Annotated in this window: 14 protein-coding genes; 10 read left to right on the top strand and 4 right to left on the bottom strand. The window is 52.8% G+C overall.

Annotated features, from left to right (window positions below; all coding sequences use genetic code 11):
* The first annotated feature begins 58 nt into the window (after positions 1 to 58).
* From DUE52_RS17445 to DUE52_RS17475, 7 genes are all read left to right on the top strand, one after another.
* Entirely contained in the window at positions 59 to 1,552 is a 1,494-nt protein-coding gene (locus DUE52_RS17445; protein WP_114407321.1) for an L-fucose/L-arabinose isomerase family protein, read from the top strand.
* 37 nt (positions 1,553 to 1,589) lie between these two features.
* Complete coding sequence (locus tag DUE52_RS17450; RefSeq protein WP_114407322.1) at positions 1,590 to 4,790, top strand: SusC/RagA family TonB-linked outer membrane protein; 3,201 nt, start codon at positions 1,590 to 1,592, stop codon at positions 4,788 to 4,790.
* Between the two features lie 20 nt (positions 4,791 to 4,810).
* Positions 4,811 to 6,250, top strand: coding sequence for a RagB/SusD family nutrient uptake outer membrane protein (locus tag DUE52_RS17455; protein ID WP_114407323.1), 1,440 nt, complete (start codon positions 4,811 to 4,813; stop codon positions 6,248 to 6,250).
* A 118-nt stretch (positions 6,251 to 6,368) separates the two neighbouring features.
* A complete protein-coding gene (locus DUE52_RS17460; protein WP_114407324.1) occupies positions 6,369 to 8,888 on the top strand; it encodes a hypothetical protein in 2,520 nt (839 codons plus the stop codon).
* Between the two features lie 138 nt (positions 8,889 to 9,026).
* A complete protein-coding gene (locus DUE52_RS17465) occupies positions 9,027 to 11,870 on the top strand; it encodes a glycosyl hydrolase (RefSeq protein WP_114407325.1) in 2,844 nt (947 codons plus the stop codon).
* 94 nt (positions 11,871 to 11,964) lie between these two features.
* Positions 11,965 to 14,790: a glycosyl hydrolase gene (locus tag DUE52_RS17470; protein WP_114407326.1), complete on the top strand. Its 2,826-nt coding sequence runs from the start codon at positions 11,965 to 11,967 to the stop codon at positions 14,788 to 14,790.
* Positions 14,787 to 15,506, top strand: coding sequence for an SGNH/GDSL hydrolase family protein (locus tag DUE52_RS17475; protein WP_114407327.1), 720 nt, complete (start codon positions 14,787 to 14,789; stop codon positions 15,504 to 15,506). The genes DUE52_RS17470 and DUE52_RS17475 overlap by 4 nt, the downstream gene beginning before the upstream one ends.
* Here the strand turns inward: DUE52_RS17475 and DUE52_RS17480 are convergent.
* From DUE52_RS17480 to DUE52_RS17490, 3 genes are all read right to left on the bottom strand, one after another.
* Positions 15,496 to 16,260: a GntR family transcriptional regulator gene (locus DUE52_RS17480; RefSeq protein ID WP_114407328.1), complete on the bottom strand. Its 765-nt coding sequence runs from the start codon at positions 16,258 to 16,260 to the stop codon at positions 15,496 to 15,498. The two genes, DUE52_RS17475 and DUE52_RS17480, sit on opposite strands and share 11 nt — an antisense overlap.
* Before the next feature lie 220 nt (positions 16,261 to 16,480).
* Complete coding sequence (gene ytxJ / locus DUE52_RS17485; RefSeq protein ID WP_114407329.1) at positions 16,481 to 16,819, bottom strand: bacillithiol system redox-active protein YtxJ; 339 nt, start codon at positions 16,817 to 16,819, stop codon at positions 16,481 to 16,483.
* 65 nt (positions 16,820 to 16,884) lie between these two features.
* A complete protein-coding gene (locus DUE52_RS17490) occupies positions 16,885 to 17,184 on the bottom strand; it encodes a phosphoribosylpyrophosphate synthetase (RefSeq protein WP_114407330.1) in 300 nt (99 codons plus the stop codon).
* A 66-nt stretch (positions 17,185 to 17,250) separates the two neighbouring features.
* On the opposite strand from DUE52_RS17490, the gene DUE52_RS17495 reads away from it, so the two are divergent.
* Genes DUE52_RS17495 through rsgA form a run of 3 tightly spaced genes read left to right on the top strand, consistent with a single transcriptional unit; the run spans position 17,251 to position 19,895 of the window.
* Positions 17,251 to 18,504, top strand: a complete 1,254-nt coding sequence (locus DUE52_RS17495) for a 3-deoxy-D-manno-octulosonic acid transferase (protein ID WP_114407331.1) — start codon at positions 17,251 to 17,253, stop codon at positions 18,502 to 18,504.
* Between the two features lie 30 nt (positions 18,505 to 18,534).
* The gene (locus DUE52_RS17500) at positions 18,535 to 18,927 is read left to right on the top strand and encodes a GxxExxY protein (RefSeq protein WP_114407332.1); all 393 of its coding nucleotides are present in this window, start codon (positions 18,535 to 18,537) and stop codon (positions 18,925 to 18,927) included.
* Between the two features lie 41 nt (positions 18,928 to 18,968).
* Positions 18,969 to 19,895 carry a ribosome small subunit-dependent GTPase A gene (gene rsgA, locus DUE52_RS17505; protein WP_114407333.1) on the top strand — a complete coding sequence of 309 codons (927 nt, stop codon included), beginning with the start codon at positions 18,969 to 18,971 and terminating at the stop codon, positions 19,893 to 19,895.
* Positions 19,896 to 19,963: 68 nt separating this feature from the next.
* Here rsgA and DUE52_RS17510 read toward each other — a convergent pair whose 3' ends face one another.
* Positions 19,964 to 20,899: a sugar phosphate isomerase/epimerase family protein gene (locus DUE52_RS17510; protein WP_229312206.1), complete on the bottom strand. Its 936-nt coding sequence runs from the start codon at positions 20,897 to 20,899 to the stop codon at positions 19,964 to 19,966.
* Between the last annotated feature and the right edge of the window lie 6 nt (positions 20,900 to 20,905).

A 20,905-nucleotide genomic window follows, 5' to 3' on the forward strand; every position in this document is an offset into this window, starting at 1 on the left:
TTTACCCCTTTTAACTTAGTGCGTTAACTAAATAGAAAGAAGATACAACTTAGCAACTATGGAAAACGAATCGTTCAACCACGTGGCTCCCGTACAGGAGACGGGTTTTGAAAAACGAAAAAAAACGCGCCCCCGGATCGGGGTCTTTGGCGTGGGCTACTTCAAATACTGGGGTCAGTTTGACGGCTTGCTGGATGATTTACTGAAAAAACAGGCGGTTTTCATCGAACGCATCGAAGCCCTCGACAGCGTGGATATTGTCGATTTTGGACTGGTCGATGACGTGACGAAAGCCTACGAGATCGTCCCGAAACTCCAGGCCGCCAACCTCGATCTTATTTTCTGCGACATGCTGACCTACGCCACTTCCAGCACATTCGGCGTCATTATCAAAAGCATCGATACCCCGATTGTGCTGGTAGCCCTGCAACCTGATAAAGCGATGGATTACAGCCGGGCGTCGACCTATCTGCAACTCTACAACGACGACATCTGTGCGCTGCCGGAATTTGCCGGTGTTGCCGTTCGGATGGGCAAAAAAGTACCGCAAATGGTGATCGGTACGCTCTACGATGATCCGGCTGCGGAGGCTGAAATTGAGGAATATTGCCGGATTGCCGCCGTTCTGCACGATCTCAAAACCGCCAAAATCGGGCACATCGGCCACCCCATCGAGGCCATGCTCGACATGCATTCCGACTCGACGATGCTGACGGCGCACTTCGGAGCCCACATTGTGCAGTGTGAAGCCCACGAAATCGTCACGCAGTATCAGCAGGCGACGGAAGAGGAGATTGAAGTTGTTCAGGATCGGATTCTGGCCTTTTTCGACACGCCCGACCCGGTTTCAGACCCCATTTCTGAAAAACTGCGGGATTCGGATCTGCGCATTGCCGCTCAGGTGACGGTAGCCCTCGAAAAATTCGTCAAGGCGAAAAAACTGGACGGACTGGCCTATTACTACGACGGCCCCGACGGCAGCGACACGCGGGTGGTGATGTCGAACCTGATCGTGGGGAATTCACTGCTTCAAGGCGCGGGCTTCCCGATGTGTGGCGAGTCGGACCTAAAAACCTGCATCGCCATGCTGATCATGGAACGGCTGGGCATCGGCGGCAGTTTCGCGGAGTTTCACCCGGTCGATTTCAAGGAAGATTTTGTGCTGGTGGGTCACGACGGGCCGCACAACATTGCCATCGCCGACGGCCAGCCCATTCTGCGGAGCCTGAAAAAATACCACGGCAAACCCGGTTTTGGTGCGGGCGTCGAGTTCAAGATCAAACAGGGACCGATTACGATGCTGAGCATCAACTCGACCTACGAGGGAAAAATGAAGTTCATCATCGCCGAAGGCGAATCGCTGGCCGGGCCGATTCCCCCAACGGGTAACACCAACACGCGCGGTTTTTTCAAACCGGACGTCCGGACTTTCCTGAAACGTTGGATCAAAGAAGGACCCACGCACCACTTCGCGCTGGGCGTCGGCCACCACGCCGAAACGATTCAGAAAATTGCCGAGTATCTCAAAATCGAATCCGTCATTATCAATTGATAACATCCGGTAAATCAGAGTACTAAACCCTCTTCCTATGAATCCTAATCTCTTCCATCGTCTGCGACTGCTGCTGGTCAGCGTGTTCGCTATTGTGGTCGCCAGTACCGTTGCCCTGGCTCAGTCGGGTGGCAAGGTAACCATTGGTGGCAAAATAACCGCCGAAGAAGACGGCCAGCCGTTGATTGGTGCCACCGTTACGGAAAAAGGCACCACCAACGGAACGACATCCGACACCGAAGGCGCGTTTAAACTGTCGGTATCGCCCAATGCCACGGTTGTCGTTAGTTTCATCGGCTACACGCCCCAGGAAATACCGGTCAAAAACCGTTCGTCCATCAACATCACGCTGAAAACCGATCAGCAGCAATTGCAGGATGTGGTGGTGGTGGGTTACGGAACCCAGCGGAAAAAAGATCTGACGGGTTCCATCGTCAATCTGTCCAGCAAGGACCTCGTCCCAGTTCCGTCGGCCACGAGTGTCGATCAGATGATGCAGGGGAAAGTCGCGGGAGTGCAGATCACGCAAACCTCGGGCGCACCGGGCGGGAACGTCAACGTCGTTATCCGGGGCATCAGCTCGATCACCGGCGGAAATTCACCCCTGTACGTGGTCGACGGCTACGCCATCGGAACGGGTGGTGGTGGCTCCGATCTGAGCAGCTTCAGCTCCAGTTCCTATTCAGCCAGCAACATTGCCAGCAGCAGCGGAACCAACCGGATTAACCCGCTCAGCACGATCAATCCATCCGACATCGAATCCATTCAGGTCTTGAAAGATGCCTCGGCCACCGCCATTTACGGATCGCGGGGTGCCAATGGCGTGGTGATCATTACAACCAAGCGCGGCAAGCAGGGCAAAACAACGATTAACTTTGAACACTCGACCGGTATTCAGCAACTGGCCAAAAAACTGGACCTGCTGACGCCCCGCGAGTATGCTCAATACGTGGCCGAAGGACGCGACAACGCCTGGGTGTTTGCCGGCGGAAAAGCCACGGACCCCAACAACCTCCGCAGTACGGCCACGCAGGTAAAACCGGGTTTCCGGACGCCGGATCAGTTTGCCAACTCCGGGTATGGCACTGACTGGCAGGATCTTATTTTCCAGCAAGGTCTGGTGCAGAACTATCAATTGGCCGCCAGCGGTACCAGCAAAGACGTCAGTTACTACGTTTCCGGCGGGTATTTCGACCAGAAGGGCATCATCATTGGCTCTGATTTCAAGAAGTTTACCCTCCGTACCAACATCGATGCCCAACTGACTCCGCGTCTGAAACTGGGAGCGTCGTTTTCGGGCGCACACTCGTACGGCGATTTTGCCCGCGCCGAAGGCCACCTGCAACACCGGGGCCTGATTTCGGCGGCTTTGGCCAGCGATCCAACCATTCCGGTCTACGATGCGAACGGCAACTACTATTCCGAGTTTTCCGACCCAACGGGCATCCCGGTCGAACACCCGCTGATTATTGCGGCTGAGTTCACCGATAAACGGAACAATACCAACGTTTTCACCAACAATTACCTGCAATACGAAATTGCGAACGGCCTGATTTTCAAGACGTCGATTGGGGTCAATTATTCCAATAACATCACCCGCCTGTGGAAATCGTCGAAAGTGGGGCTGGCCACCAGCCGGACGGGCGCGGCTACGGCTGGGGTGACGGAAGGCAAAAGCCTGAACTGGCTCAACGAGAATACGCTGAATTACCGGCACCGGTTTGGTGAAAAACACGACCTCGACGCGCTGGTGGGCTATACCGTCCAGAAAAATACCGATGAGATTTTGCAGGCCGGAGCGTCCGATTTCCCGACCGACGACGTTCCGTACCTGGCCGCCGGAGCCGTTACGTCCGGAACCAACTACAAAAGTGAATGGTCGATGATGTCGTGGCTGGCCCGCGTCAATTACACACTGGCTGGAAAATATATGTTTACGGCTACGATCCGGCAGGACGGCAGCTCCCGGTTTGGACGTGAAAACCGCTGGGGGACATTCCCTTCCTTTTCGGCGGCTTACCGCCTGTCCGACGAGTCGTTCATGAAACCGGTCAGCTTCATCAGCGATCTGAAAATCCGGGCGAGCTACGGGATTTCCGGGAACAACCTGATTCCGAATTACGCCAGCCAGGGCCTCCTGGGCATCTCGCGAAACGTTTCCAATGGGCAGGTCATTTCGGGCGTGGTGCCCAGCAGTCTGGCCAATACGGTTTTGACCTGGGAGCAATCGGTGCAAACCAACATCGGTCTTGATCTCTCGTTGTTCCAGAACCGCCTGTCGTTTATTGTGGATGCGTATCGAACCCACAAAAAAGACCTTCTGCTGAATGTGATTCTGCCCGCAGCCTCTGGTTTCAGCAGTTCCCTCCAGAACATCGGCGAAGTGGAGAACAAAGGGATCGAGCTGACGATCAATTCGGAAAACATCCGCAAAGGCGCTTTCCAGTGGAATACCGATTTTAACATTAGCTGGAACCGCAACAAGGTGCTGGCCCTCAACTCCGAAACCGCCCGGATTCAAACGTCTGATTATCAGGTAGCGCAGGTGGGTTATCCCATCTCCAGCTTCCGGCTGCTCAACATCCTGGGCGTATTCCAGACGCAGGAAGAAGTGAACGCCAGTCCGAAACAACACCCCCGGGTGCAGCCCGGCGATTACCGGTATCAGGACGCCGACGGCAACGGAACCATCACCCAGAACGACCGGACCATCGTTGGCAATCCCTGGCCGGATTTCACCTGGGGCATGGGCAACCGCTTCACCTACAAAGGCTTGACCCTGAACATTAGCGTGAACGGTTCGCAGGGAAACGAGATTTATTTTCAGGGGGGCGAAGTGTCGCTGAACGGTGCCGGGGTGCAGAATCAACTGGGCATTATGGCGGATCGCTGGAAATCTCCGACGGATCCCGGGGCGGGAACGATGTCGCGCTCCATTCGGAACGACTACGCCTTCGGATTCAGTGCCGGTACGACCAAGTATCTGTTCGACGGCTCGTTTGTCCGCATCCGGAACGTCAATCTGGCCTACGCGCTTCCCCAAACGGTGGTGAGCAAGCTGAAGTTGCAGGCACTCTCGGTTTACGTCGACGCGACGAACCTCTACACGTTTACCAAGTACCCCGGTTATGACCCCGAAGGTAGCACGACGGGCGACAACATTGCCCGCAGCGGGATCGACTTTTTTGCGTATCCCAACCCCCGGACGTACACGATCGGTTTGCGGGTAACTTTCTAATCCTGTTTCCAGATACTGCCATGAAAAAGAACCTATTAGTCTTCCTGCTCCTGCTCGTTACGGCTACTTCCTGCAAGGATTTTCTGGCCCTAACGCCTGAATACCAGATCAGTGACCAAACGTTTTACAAAAATCAAAACGATTTTGAAACGGCTCTGACAGGCGTCTACAGCACCTTTCGCGGTCTGTTCAACACCAGCAACGCGGTGTATCTGGCGGACCTGACGACGGACAATACCGAAATCCAGTGGTCGTCGCCGTCGGTCAACGAGATGCAACTCGACCAGAATGCGGTGGTTTCGACCAACACGAACATTCAGGCGGCCTGGAACACGTGTTTATACACCATCTCCCGCAGCAATGCGATCATCAACCGCATCGACGGCGTGAATTTCGACCAAGCGACCAAAGACCGCATCAAGGGAGAAGCCCAGTTCCTGCGGGCTTACAGCTATTTTTACCTCGTCAGACTGTTCGGCAATGTGCCGATCGTCAGCCAGGAATTCAGCAGCCCCGCAGCAGTAGCGGCCGCCGATCTGGCCCTGAAACCGGCCGCGCAGGTCTATGAAGTCATTCTGGCGGATTTGACCAGTGCCGAAACGCTGTTGCCGGCTACACTCAATACCGACCGGACGAAGGCATCGCGCCCGACGGTGAAAGCCTTGCTGGGAAAAGTCCACCTGACGCTGAAAAACTACGACCTGGCCGCAACCAAACTGAAAGAAGTGATCGACGCCAAAACCTATTCGCTGGTGCCCGATTACCGAACGCTGTTTACCAACGGCAACAACAACCTGGCCGAGTCGATTTTCGAAATTGAATACGTCGCGGGGCGCAGCATGGGCAACAACTATTCGGCCTTGTTTACGCCGGCCATCACCAGCATGGCGATTTTTCCGGGCAACCTGCAAGGCTCCGGGCGCATTGTGCCGACGCTGGATTTGATCAGAGCCTACGAAACCGGTGATGCCCGCAAGGCCATTTCGGTCAACGACTCGGTTTTGCTGATCAATGGCCGGAAATCGTACAGCCGTCATGGGTTGAAATTCGTGGACTTCAAAGCCATCGACCTGTCCGACGGCACCATTACGTTCACCCAACTCCGGTATGCCGATGTGCTGCTGATGTATGCGGAAGTGTTGAACGAACAGGGTAAAACCGCCGAGGCTTTGCCCTTTATCAACCAGGTGCGGACGCGGGCCAAGTTGCCGGACTTAACCGGTCATACGCAGGCCGGGCTGCGGACCGCCATCGAGAAAGAACGCCGGGTTGAGTTCCTGTACGAAGGCCAGCGCTGGTTCGATCTGGTGCGGACGGGACGGGCACAAACCGTGCTGAACGCGCATTATGCCAGCCTGAATCTGTCCTTTAAAGTGGACGATTTCGAGTTAATTTTCCCGATTCCGCAGAACGAAGTCGATCTAAACCCGACGTTGATCAAGCAAAATCCGGGGTATTGATTAAAATGTTTCGCAGAGTTGAGCGGAGTTAAAAGGAGTTTAACAGAGTTTTATTTTTCTGCGTAACTCTTTTTACTCCGCTTATCTCCGCGAAATAACCCTTTTACTTTACTAGAAAATGCGCTTATTCACCTTACTAACCCTCCTCTTTTTCGGCTTCATTCCCACGGAGACGCCGAATCTGGACAATTCGACCTTACGCGGAAAACCGTTTAACAACATCACGCTGGAAGCCTCGCTCAAGCCGTTCAAGAAAAACGACAAGGCCTATATTCAGCAGGTGGCAACGGAACTCTTCACCCAGTGGCAATCGCTCCTGCGGCATACCGACACGGTTTCGGTGATGCTCTGGACGTCGGACGGATCGGAGATTCTGGACTACAAAGGCGACCTGCAACAGCCGCTGGAGTGGGCGCGGTACATCGGCAATCCCAACACGCAGCACGAAGTCGGGTCGGGGCCGAAGGAATTGTCGCTCCACGAACGCGCTTACCTGTATATGGAAAACCCGCCCCGGTTTACCTACGGCGACCTGAAATTCATCATCCAGACTCTGAAGGAAACCGGGCAAAAAATCACCGGTAAACCCGTGATGATTGGGGCCACGTTCGATCCGGGTCCAGAGTTTGCCAAGTCGGAGTTCAAGTACAAAAAACACCCGGAAATTCTGGGCGGCAACGCGATGGGCCACAAAACGATGGTCAGTTGCTACTCAACGCTGAACGCCGATACGGATTCGTACGCCGGTTTTCCGAAAGGCATTCCGGCCAATACGCCCTTTGGCACGTTTCTGGGTCGTCAGAGTCAACATTTTCTGACCGATCTAGGTTACGATTACATCTGGCTCAGCAACGGTTTTGGCTTTGGCGTTGAAGGCTGGTCGTCCACGGGCGCGACGTTTACGGGCAAAGCGTTTTTGCCGGAAAAGCTCGCGAATACGAAAGAACTGATTGCCGGTTTCTGGAACCTGTTTCGGAAAGAATGCCCGAATTTTCAGATCCAGACGCGCGGGACGAACCTCTCCACCGGTGCGGATCTGGCGCGCGACGGCGTCGATCTGAAGCAGATTTACGGCGGGAAATACAACATGCTGCCTCCACCCAATTCGCCCTGGGCCGCTCTGGACGGCGATTTTGGGCTGGAAATGGTCGGTTATATGTCGCGCATGGCCGAGCTGCCCGACGAGCGGTATCTGTTCCGGTATTACACCCACGATCCGTGGTGGGTCAACAGCCCGTGGCTTGATCGGTACGGGCAGGAACCGCACGACATTTACCTGCCGCTTTCGGTGGCCCGCATCAACGCCAAAGGCGAAATCCGGCTGCCGACGCACCTGAATTTTCTGACCGCCGACAACTCCTACGGCGAGATGCCCGCACAGGTGCCCGACGAGGTGACACCCCACATTCTGAAAGCCCGCTACGATTCGCCCACGGCTCCGGGGCCGCTGGTGTGGGTCTATCCATTTGAGGAATACCACACCTGGGCCTACAAACAACCGGACCGACTGCCGGAAATCTACTACGGCGACTGGCTCATCCGGCAGGCCATCAACAACGGTTTTCCGCTCAACACCATCATTTCGACCACTTCTTTCCAGAAAGTCGTTACCGAAAAACCGGCCTATTTTGACGAATCGATTCTGGTGTCCATCGTGCCGGAAGCCGGTTCTGCGCTCGAAAAAAAGCTGATCGACTTTGTGCAGAATGGCGGCAAACTGCTCGTTTACGGCCCCGCCGACCACGCCGGTGTTGCCTTTCTGAATCTGCTGAATCTTCAGAACACCAAAGCCCTTGAAGGCGAATTCCAAGTCAAATCGACCATTACGCTGGATCAACTGACCAAACCGTACCCTAACAAAATCGTGCATCAGGCGCTGTTTTCTGGGGGCGGTGTGGCTACACAGGTGAAAAACAAAACCGATTCCGGGACCAAAGTGCTGGCAAAAATGACCCAGACCAGGAGCGAACGCGACGTGGTTTGGGTGCGTGAAAACCAGGCGTGGAAAGGCGGAAAAGTGGCCTACGTGCGCGGTACCAATTCGAGCAAGTTTACGGGCGGAAAACTCCTGACGCCCGACAATCCCGAGGAGTTGTTCACGGGGCCGTTGCTGATGCGGTATGTGCTGAACGAATTCGGAATCGATTACCGGGTCGACAAGCGGAATCCCTCGGTGAAAAACCCGGTATTGACCATTTCACGCAGCAGCAACGGTTTTATATTCTCCGGCTATTGCCCGAACACGACCATCACCCACCGGTTTAAGCTGCCGCAGGGCGCGCCCATTCTGACGGGTTACGAAACCGAACTGGCCAATGGGTATTCGGTGTATGCGATGCCCAAAGCCTGGCACCGCGAAAGCCGCTTTTTTGTCGAGCAGGCTGAGGGCATGGTTTCGTGTCAGGAAATGACGTCGGGCGTCAAACACATGAAACGCTGCATGCGGTTGACGGGTCTGAAAAACGCCACGGTGCGGATTTATCCGGACGACGAGGTGACGGAGCAGGGTCTGAACGTCTACACGAATGCCAGTTATCCCTGGAAAAAAGGAAAAACCGCCTTCAAATCCGGCGATAAAAAGTACGGCAAACACTACGTCGTTGAAAACGTAAGCGGTGATTTAGTCGCGTTTTGGTAAAGATTACCCCTAAATCCCCTAAAGGCCGGGCGGCCGGAGCCGGACTTTACGCATCCGGATGATGCTGAGTCCAAGTCCCCTTTAGGGGATTTAGGGGCAAAATACATGATTTCCTAAACCCTTAACTACTTCCTCCCGATGAAATTCACTTCCTGCCTGCTGGGGATTGGGCTTTTCGTTTCACTGGTTTCCTGCAACAAAACCGCATCCGAAACCGAAGCGATCAGCTATTCGACCTTAAAAGAAGGATTCAAAAATCCGCCCATTCAGGCCCGGCCCAAAGTGTACTGGTGGTGGCTGAACGGTTACGTCGATACACTCCGGTTGAAAGAAGAGTTGCTTGCCATCAAAAACGCCGGTTTGGGGGGCGTCGATCTGTTCGAAATCGGCCTGCCGCCCGCCAGCGACCCCAACCAGATCATTCCCGCCGGTCCGGCTTTCATGAGCGAAGAGTCGGTCAAAAACATTCAACTGGCGATTCGGGAAGCCGGTAAACTGGACCTGGAAGTCGGGCTTAATCTGGCCAGTAGCTGGAACGCGGGCGGCAGTTGGGTTCAGCCCCAACACGCGGCAAAAACCATTTACTTCTCCAAAACGACAGTACAGGGCGCGGGTGAACAGGCGGTCAAATTGCCCTTTCCAACCATCACGCCCGATAAAAAAGGAAACCCTAGACCCATTCAATACGGTGCCGATGGCAAACCGGCGTACCACGAAGAAGTGGCCGTCATTGCCTTACCCGCCGGTCAGACGTCCCAACTGGACACCACGAAAATCATCAATGTATCGGCTTTTTTCGATGCCAAAACTGAACAACTGACCTGGAAGGCGCCGGCGGGTGCGTGGGATGTTTACCGGTATGTCTGCTCCAATTCCGGCGAGCAACTGATCCGCCCTACGCCCAATTCCGTCGGCCCGATCATCGACCATTTCGACTCCACGGCGACGCGGATGCACGTCATGTACTTCATCGACCGGCTGAAACCCGGAATCGGCGACTTCAGCAAATCGGCGTTAAAAAACTTGTATCTAGCCAGTTACGAAGCCAAGGAGTTTACCTGGACGCCCACCTTACCGGCGGCTTTCCGCAACCTTCACGGTTACGATCTTTATAAATTTCTGCCCGCGATCTACAACAAGGAATGGTACCAGTCGGAAGTGGCCAACAATTTTCAGTTCGATTTTAACAAAACGCTGTCCGAACTGATGATTAACAACCACTACCGGAAAGCCAAAGAAATCTGCAACAGCCACGGCTTGCAAATCATTTCGGAGTCGGGTGGGCCGGGCCATTTGCACCACATCCCGGTCGAATCGCTGAAAGCACTCGGGGCGCTGGATGTACCGCGTGGGGAATACTGGTACAACCGCGAATTTTTCATGGAAAACGACAAGGACAGTCTGGTAGACAAGATCTGGCTCGTGAAAGAGATTGCGGCCGCTTCGCACATTTACAAACGCGGGATCGTTGAAGAAGAGTCGTTTACGAGTTACTGGGACTGGCAGGAAGGCCCGTCGGATCTGAAAGTGATTGCCGACCGCGCGTTCTGCGAGGGCATGAACCGGCTGGTGATTCACGGATTTCCGCACAATCCGGCAGAAATGGGCCATCCCGGCATCGCCTATTTTGCCGGTACGCATTACAACGACCGAACGACGTATTGGCCGAAAGTCAAACCGTTCAACGACTACCTGGGTCGGATTTCGTACATCCTGCAAAAAACCGCTTTCGTTGCCGATGTGCTGCATTATTACGGCGACAATGTCCCGAACCTGATTCCGCCCAAAAACACCTGGTTTTCGGTTGGACCGGGCTACGACTACGAAGTCGTGAATACGGAAGTTCTGATGCGCGATCTGACCGTCGAAAATGGCGAGTGGGTGCTGCCGGGCGTTGGGCGTTACAAGGTGTTGAGCATCGGAACGGAAGGACGAATCCCGGCTGAGGTTCGGGCGAAACTGAAAAAACTGGCGGAACAGGGCGGCCGTTTGGCGGACCAGAAACCGGCTTTGCCCATCCTGACCGAGCTGAAAATCCTGCCGGATTTCAGTTACGCCGACCAGAAAGCCGACCAGCGGGAAACGCCACTGGATCACATTCATCACCGAAACGGCGATGTGGATTTTTACCTGATTCGCAACACCACGAATCAATGGGTTTCCCGCAATTGCTTCTTCCGTCAGGCGGACAAAACGCCCGAAATCTGGAATCCGCTGACCGGCGAAACTGCTCCGGTGTCGGTGTATAAACAGGCAGATGGACGCATTCAATTGCCGGTTTCGCTGCCGCCGTACGGAACGTATTTTGTCGTCTTTTCCAAAGAACCCGTACTGGCTCACTACAACGAAGTGACGGGTTCCGAGCCTAATCCACCGCATCTGGCCTTTACGCCCAATGGCCTGGCGTTTTTGCAGGCGGGGGCTTTCGAGGTAAAAAAAGAATCCGGTTTTGAGCAAATTGACAACAACCAACCCGCCGTAACGCTCACAGGTCCGTGGCAACTCCGCTTTCCCAAAGGCTGGGGAGCGCCCGAATCCGCCACCTTCCCGAAACTGATTTCCTGGACCGAATCCGATCAGAAAGGCATCCGGTATTTCTCGGGAACCGGCACCTATCAAACGGTTTTTTCGTACAAACCGGCTTTCAAAACCGCTCAGAATCAACGAATTTACCTCGATCTGGGACGATTGTCGAAAGTTGGCGAGGTCTGGCTGAACGATAAACCGCTGGGCATCGTCTGGACGCCCCCCTACCGATTCGATATTACGGAGGTAGTCAAAACCGGTGAGAACACGTTGAAAGTGGAAGTGGCCAACACCTGGTCGAACCGGCTGACGGGCGACGCGCTCACCGGCGAAAAGTTCACCAAAACCAACATCACCAAGGCCAATAAAAATCTGGTTCCGTGGGGCGAACTCCCGCTGATCGAGTCGGGTTTGCTGGGGCCAGTGACGATTCAGACGATCAAGACCATTCGTTGAGTCGCTACCCTGTCAGCGGTCGAAGACCCTGACAGCGGTAGCGACCGCCCTGACAGCGACTCTTCTCAAAGGTCTGATAAAAACAACTCATCGCATGAAAACAGTATTGCTCTCTGTTGCCCTGACGCTTATAACGATCTTAGCCAATGGGCAAACCGCCACGCGTCAATCCATTCGCGACGGCTTCAAAAACCCGCCCCCGCAGGCCCGGCCCAAAACCTACTGGTGGTGGCTGAACGGCAACGTCGATACGACCCGGTTAAAGGAAGAACTGCGAGCCATGAAAACCGCCGGGATCGGTGGGGTGGATATCTTTGAAATTGGTGTTCCGGTCTACAACAACCCCAACAACATGGTGAAAGCCGGGCCGGCTTTTATGGGGACGGAATCGCTGAAAGCGATCGAAATTGCCATTCGGGAAGCGACCCGGTTAAAGCTGGAAGTGGGCCTGAATCTGGCCAGTAGCTGGAACGCGGGCGGTGGCTGGACGTCGCCCCAACACGCGGCCAAATCGATTTATGTTTCGAAGCTGACGGTGGAGGGGGCCTCACAAAAAACCATCAAACTCCCCTTCCCGGTCATTGCCAAAACCGATGCCAAGGGCAAACCGCTGCTCATCGAATTTGGCGCGGATGGCAAACCGGTTTTTCACCAGGAGATTGCCGTGGTTGCGCTGCCGGTGCGCGATAAAACCGGTTTTCTGGATACGACCCAAATCATTTCGCTCTCCCGGTATTTCGATGTTAAAAGCGAGATGCTGAACTGGACGGCTCCGCCCGGAAAATGGGAAATCCACCGCTACGTTTGTTCCAATTCGGGCGAACCGTTAAAGTTGCCCAGCCCCAACTCCACCGGGCCGATTATCGACCATTTTGATTCGACGGCTACCCACGCCCATTTCCAGTATTTTATCGACCGACTGAAACCACTTTTCGGGGATTTTTCAAAAACTGCCCTGAAGACCTTGTATCTGGCGAGTTATGAAGCCACCGGTTTTGTCTGGACGCCCTCATTACCGAAGAAATTCTTTCAACTAAACGGTTATTCGATCGACAAATTCTTGCCGGTATTGTTCGACAAGACGCTGTTCAGTCCAGAACGAACCGCCCATTTTCAGCAGGATTATAACCGGACGTTATCCGAACTGATGATCCAGAATCACTACCGGAAAGCCAAAGAAATTGCGAATCAGTACGGCCTGCAAATCGCGTCGGAAGCGGGCGGTCCCGGCCCTCCGCTGCACAACGTTCCGGTCGAAACACTGAAAGCGTTGGGGTCGCTGGACGTGCCGCGCGGGGAGTTCTGGAGCCGGTATCACTACTACGACGCCGACAGTGTGGACATCATGTGGCTGGTGAAGGAAGTGGCGGCAGCGGCCCACATCTACAAACGCCGGATGGTAGAAGAAGAATCCTTCACGAGTTTTCACCACTGGCAGGAAGGGCCGTTCGACCTGAAATCCATCGCCGACCGCGCGTTTTGTGAAGGCATGAACCGCGTTGTTATTCACGGCTTTAGCCACAATCCGGAAGGCACCGGTTTTCCGGGCATCGTCTACGGAGCCGGCACGCATTTCAACACCAAGCAGACCTGGTGGTCGAAAGTAAAACCGTTTACGGATTACCTCGGCCGGATTTCGCACGTATTGCAAAACACGGACTTCGTGGCGGATGTGGTCTATTATTACGGCGATAAAGTCCCGAATTTTGTACCGCCCAAAAACACCCGGTTTTCGGTTGGAGCAGGCTACGATTACGAGATTATCAACACGGATATTCTGCTCAATGACCTCACCGTAAAAAACGGAAAACTGACGTTATCGAATGGGGCCACGTTCAGCGTGCTGGCGTTGGGTGATGTGGAAAATCTATCGCCAAAAATCCGGGCCAAACTCCGGGATCTGGCGAAAAAAGGAGCGGTGATCAGTGGTACGAATTTTTCGAATGAAACCGCTTTGGCTTTGCTTAAAAAACGCAACATTGGGCCGGATTTTAGTTCTACGAATCTACCCTTATCTGCTTTGGATTTTGTTCATTACCGCCACCAGACTACGGATTTTTACCTGATTCGAAACACCACCGATCAGCCCCTTTCGGCCAACGTTTCATTTCGACAAACGGGTAAAGCACCGGAAATCTGGAATCCGGTTACGGGTGAAATGGTGCCGGTTTCTGTTTTTAATCAGGAGAAACAACAGATTCGCTTACCGTTGAGCTTACCGGCGTATGGCTCCTGTTTTATCGTATTCAATCCGTCTGTCTCCAAACCGCCCTATACCGGTTTTGCCTCAGCCAATCCACTGCCGCTGTTTGAATACACACCCAACGGCTTGCGGTTTTTGCAACCGGGAACAGTCGAATTAACGAGCAAAAACACAGCGGCAACGAAGCGGATTAATACTGAAATCAGAACGCAGGACATAACGGGAGCCTGGCAGCTTGGTTTTGCAAAAAATTGGGGGGCGCCGGAGTCGGTCACGTTGCCGAAACTCATCTCCTGGACGGAGTCCGACCAACCCGGCATCCGGTATTTTTCGGGCATCGGCACCTACGAGAAAACGTTTTCCTTCTCCCCGACTTTTGATTTGTCACAGAACGAGCGAGTCTTTTTAAATCTGGGAAAATTGTCGGAACTAGCGGATGTTTGGCTAAACGGCCAGCATCTGGGCATCAGTTGGGCCGAACCGCACCGTTTTGACATCACGAATTTGGTAAAAACCGGTGACAATACCTTGAAAGTGGAAGTGGCCAACACCTGGTCGAACCGGCTGACGGGCGATGCCATCACTGGCGAAAAGTTTACGAACACCAACATTGCCATTGGGTATAAAGGAACGCCCTGGAAACAGGTTCCGCTCATCGAATCCGGTTTATTGGGGCCGGTTACGATCCAAACCATCAAAACACAAGCCGTAAAATGAGAAAAGTGACTGGTTTTCTTATTGCTTTAATACTGAATTTCGCCGGTGTTTCAAAGGCGCAAAACCCGGCCATTGCCGATCCGGCGACGTATTTGGCCGATTTACAAAAGGAAATGGTGATCGAGTGGCCGAAAAACCGGACGATCAACCTGGTTTTTCACGGCCATTCGGTGCCCGCTGGATACTGGCACAACCACGAAGTCCACACGCTGGAATCGTATCCGAATCTGGTGCTGACGAAACTGAAAGAACGCTATCCGTATGCGGTGATCAACGTGATTGTGACGGCGATTGGTGGGGAAAATTCAGTGAAAGGTCAGGAACGGTTTGAACGGGATGTTTTGGTACATAAACCGGATGTTCTGTTCATCGACTACGCCCTCAACGACCGGGGAGCCGGATTGGAAAAAGCCAAAGAAGCCTGGGAGAAAATGATTCAGTCGGCGCTTTCCAAAAATATAAAAATCATTTTACTGACACCTTCACCCGATCAGCGGGTCGATATTCTGGCCGCCGGAAATCCGCTGGAACAGCACACCAATCAGATTATAAAACTGGCCGAAACGCACCACATCGGACTGGTCGATTCGTATGCACAATTCAAAAAAATCACTACGAAAGGTGATTTAGTGAAGTATATGTCGCACGTTAATCATCCCAACCTGGAAGGGCATCAACTGATTACCAACGAATTGGTCAAGTGGTTTACGAAGTGATCGGTTTAGCGGGCCGGTAGTCGTGTTCGGGGCTGGCAATGACGGCGAATTTGTATTTATCACCGTGGTAATACGAGCGTTCGATTTCAACCACTTTCTCACCCGTACAGATGACCGCGCTGTCCAGCACAAAAGCCGGTGTGGGTTTACTGATCTCAAAATTATTGGTGTTGGGCTGCATGATGGTTACGCCCAGCGTTTGTTGTACTTCCGTGATTTTCAGGTGGTAGCTATTTTCGTAGACTTTGAAATACGAAATTTCTGTCGGCATTTTATTGATCTTCGGACACAAGGTAAGGGATATGTATTTCACTTCATCCTTGATCAATAAATCATCCGCATACCGAAGTTGGTGCAGTTTTAAAACCGGGCCGTCGATGATAAAATGTCGCCCGTTTATTTCGGAGGAAATTCCATCATCCAGAATGGTTTTTTCCAGAACGATATTTTTAGGCGTAAAACCTTCGGCAATTAAACTATCGTGAAAACCGCGTCGGGTCGCATAGATGGACCCCAGCGTACGGATTAAATGGTGGTCGTCGGTGCGGTTTAATACATACGTTCCCTTGCCTTTTATCCGCTTCGCCCAGCCTTTTGATTCGATTTCGAGCAGGGCTTTCCGCGCCGTTGTATTACTGATACCAAAAAATTTAATCAACTCATTTTCGGAAGGAATCTGGTCACCCGGCTGCAACTCGCCGGTTTTAATTTTCTCGATAATGCTATCGCTGATTGCAATGAATTTTGATTTCATTTCTGCTGGTAACTAAAAAACCCATTCACTGCCCGATTGCCGAGAAGAAGACTCCGCTCTAAAAAGTAGTGTTTCACGACCGAAATTACGGTAGTCTTGCCCAAAGTGCAAAATGTCCGGTTATCTATTGCGGCTCGACCGGGCAGTTTGGAGCCGGTTGCATAAAAAAAGCGCCAGTCTTCCCCGGAAGACGGCGCTTGGCAATTCGATCAGAATTGAATTATGCCGATACGACCTGCTGTTTCAGGTCATCGAACGAAATTTCAAAATGAGACGCATCGTAAATGCATTCGCCATTCTGAATCAGGAGAACCTGCGGGGATTGATGATCGACCCCGAACTCGTCGGCCACCTGGCCCGACACGGAACGGAATGCAATCAGGTCTAGATAATACGGTTTGATACCGACTGAGTTGCTCCAATTGCGTTCCATTCGGCTCAAAGCCGTCGAACTGATGGAGCAGCGGGTGCTGTGTTTGAAAATCAATACCGGCTGTTCGGCCGACTCTTGTTTGATTTGGGCTAATTGGGCGTTGTCTTGCAGTTTGTTCCAGTTCATGATGCTTGTTCACACGTAACTACGTGCTTATAAGCCCGATTGCGCTGGAAAAGTTTCTTTCGGAATCAGTGAATCTTTAATTTTTCCATCATTTCATTCGACACTTCGTCTGCGTAGGCCCCATAAGCGCTGACCAACGTTCCTTTCATGCCATCGGTCGACTCGATCGCGTAAAGAATGGAACTGTCATCCGGGTTGCTCATGCCTTCGAAACGGAACACGTCCACAATGTGAAACTGCTCGGGCCGAAGCTGGACGTTTGGCGTGTGGCAAATCAGGCAGTCGTCGGCAATATTAAAGTCGTGCGTGTAGCCTTTTTTAGTGAGGTCGTCGAGGGCTTCGACGAGGGTATCATACGATTGCATGGGCTGATGCGTTAAAATATACCGATTGAGTTTGTAGTTTTACGGATCGAACCAACGAACATCCGCTTGCTTTCTGCACTGTATACAACGTCCATCCTACTTTACCAGGCTGCGCTTCAGGTTGCGGCCCGGTTTCACCCCAAAGCCCGGCTGGCGGTGGAGGGGCGACGTGGATGGATGGAACAAATAAACACAAAATTGGCTGATAATACAGCACCGATTGCCTGGTTTCATGCGGCTTCGCTGGGTGAATTCGAGCAGGGGCGTCCGGTGATGGAGGCTTTCCGGCAACAGTATCCCGGGTATAAAATCCTGCTGACGTTCTTCTCGCCGTCGGGCTATGAGGTTCGAAAAAACTACGCGGGGGCTGATTATATCTTTTATCTTCCCTTCGATACGGCCGCCAACGCCCGGCAGTTTGTCGGGCGCGTCAACCCGACCATTGCGTTTTTTATCAAGTATGAATTCTGGTATCACTACCTGAGGGAATTGAAAGCCCGGCAGATTCCGATTTTTTCGTTTTCGGCTATTTTCCGGCCCGACCAGATCTTTTTCAAACCCTACGGCAGTTTCTATCGCTCCTTTTTGCGGTTTTTCAACCATATTCTGGTGCAGAATCAGGAGTCGGTCGATTTGCTAAAGAGCATCGGTGTAACCAATGTGACGCTGGCGGGCGATACGCGGTTCGACCGGGTGAAGCAGGTGGCTGATGCCAAAAAGGACATCCCGGTGGCCCGGCTGTTCAAAGCCGATACGCCCCTGCTGGTGGTCGGCAGCGCGTGGCAGGCGGATATGGATGTGCTGATTCCGTTTTTGAACCGCTTCGACAAACCGCTAAAAGTCATCATTGCGCCCCACGAGATTCACGACGACGAAATCGAACGCTGGCGCAGCCAGCTCCCCGGCCCAACCATCCGGTTTTCGGAAGCGCAATTTCTTAACCATCAAACCATTGAACCATTTAGCACTTTAATCATCGACAACGTCGGTATGCTTTCGTCGCTTTACCAGTACGGCGAATTTGCTTATATCGGTGGCGCGTTTGGGAAGGGATTGCACAACATTCTGGAAGCCGCGACTTTCCGGATGCCGCTGTTTTTCGGACCCAACTACGGCAAATTTCAGGAAGCGGTCGATCTGGTGAAGGCGGGGGCGGCTTTTCCGGTTTCCAACTCCGCTGAACTGGAGACCGTTTTTACGCGGCTTTATGAGGATTCTTCAGCGGCTTCCGCTATTTCCGGTGATTACGTTACTCTGAATACCGGTGCTACGTCTAAAGTGATGGAGATTGTGAAGGACACAATTGTTTCGCGGAGATAAGCGAAGTTTCACAGAGTTTAGCGGAGGTATATGGAGGATAGTAAGTTGTCGTATCAGATTATTCGGGGGGCGATTGAGGTTCATCGGGCATTAGGGCCGGGTTTACTGGAATCGGCTTATCAGGAGTGTTTGCAGTATGAACTATCGGAATATGGGTTGTATGTTGAACGAGAAAAACCGATGCCGATAGTTTATAAAGAGGTTCGACTGAATCACGGGTACCGGATGGATTTATTGGTAGAAGGACGAATCGTTGTGGAAACGAAAACCGTGGAGACACTAACGGATGTTCATTTTGCCCAACTGCTCACCTATCTAAAATTAGGCAAATTTCGGTTAGGTTTGTTAATCAATTTTCACGTAACCTTGTTAAAACAAGGAGTCAGCAGAGTCCTGAACCCGGAACTAAGAAACTCCGCTTAACTCTTTTAAACTCTGCTCAACTCCGCGAAACAAAAATAACCTTGCAAAACGGCTTAATCCTACGCTCCACCGGCTCCTGGTACGAAGTCCGCAACAACGACGGACACATTTACCGCGCCCGGCTGAAAGGCAAATTCAAGATTCAGGGCCTGAAGGTCACCAACCCGATTGCCGTGGGCGACCGCGTGCGCTTCGAACTGGAAGATGAACTCGAAAATACCGTGGTCATCACCGACATCGAGCCCCGCGACAATTACATTATCCGCAAATCCGTTCACAAAACCGGCCATGGACACATTCTGGCCGCCAACCTCGACCAGGCGGTTTTGATCGTCACGCTGGCGTTTCCGCGCACCTCGCTCGGTTTCATCGACCGGTTTCTGGTCACCTCCGAATCGTTCCGCATCCCGACTACGCTGGTTTTCAACAAAGCTGATATTTTGAAAGACGAGGCCCTGGACTACCAGCGGGAAATCATCGACTTATACGAAAACATTGGCTACCGTTGTCTGGAAACCTCAGCCACCGAAGGTGCGAACGTCGACGTGTTCCGGAAGTTGCTGGATCAGAAAATCAGTCTGCTGGCGGGCCATTCAGGCGTTGGAAAGTCATCACTAGTCAATGCCGTGGCTCCCGATCTGCACCTGCGAACGAATGAAGTTTCGACGTTTGCCAACAAAGGTGTTCACACCACGACATTCGCCGAGATGTTCGAGATTGCGCCCGACACCTACATCATCGACACGCCCGGTATCAAGGAATTGGGGTTGGCCGATATGGCGAAAGAGGAAATCAGCCACTATTTTCCCGAAATGCGTGACCGCCTGAACCAGTGCCGGTTTCACAACTGCCTGCACATCAACGAACCGGGTTGCGCCATCAAGGAAGCCGTCGGCACCGAAGACATTGCCGAAAGCCGCTACTGGAGTTATCTGGGCATGGTTTCGGGGGACGACAACCGGAGGTAGTTATAAATGATGAGTTATGAATGATGGATGATGAATTTACTATATGTACATTCATCGTTCATCATCCATCATTCATAATTCTTTAGGGCTTTCTTGACTTTTTCGTAGAAGACGGGGACTTTCGTTCGGGGGTCGCCTTTGCCCAGCGTTTCGATGGGGAGATAACCGCGATAACCCGATTCGCGGACAATCTGCATGATTTTAGGCAAATCCGTCACGACTTCCTGCCCGTTGATAAACAGGTTTTCCTTGATCTGCCACGTTGCTGCGTGCGGAGCCACGCTGGCGATCTGCGCGTAGGGATCGCCGATTTTAAAGCTGCCAATATCCAGATTAACCGCCAGCCATTCCGAGTTTACCCGTCTGACAACGTCCAGAAGCTGATCCGCCGTCTGAATAAAATCCGCGTGGTTTTGCAGGACAATGATCACGCCCTGCCGGGCCGCGAACTCGACACATTCCTGAAGCGCGTCAACAACCCAAGTCGTAACTTCCTCGCGGTTATAACCGGCTTTGAGTTCCTTGCCAACTCCGGAGAAAACCCGCAAGACGGGTGCCCCGAACCGGGCGGCAAAGCCCACCCATTTTTTGACCAGCTCGATTTCGGCTTTCCGGCGCGTTAGGTCGGGCAACGTAAAGTCGTTCCGCACGCCGGTTCCGCTGATGTCGAGGCCCAGCCGAAATGCTTTTCGCTTGATTTCGTAAAGATAACTGTCGTCTGGTAAAGCCGGATAGCCGGGGAAGTAATAGGCGGTCGGATCAACCGCATCGAAGCCCAGTTCCGCGCAAAAAGTCAGCACCTGTTCCAACGTCATCTGGCCACTCATCAGCGGATCGTTGAACGAGTAAAGATTGCAACTAAGCCGAACCCGCTCCGGTTTGGCCTCTAGCAAAGGAGTCACCGAAGGCACTCCACTAACCAGAAGTGGCACGCCAGCAAAGGCGGTTTTGAGAAAACTCCGGCGATCCGATTGCGGCTTTTCCATCCATCGTTCATCATTCATAACTCA

This window comes from Larkinella punicea (genome assembly GCF_003334855.1).
In the GTDB taxonomy this organism is placed as follows: Bacteria; Bacteroidota; Bacteroidia; order Cytophagales; family Spirosomataceae; genus Larkinella; species Larkinella punicea.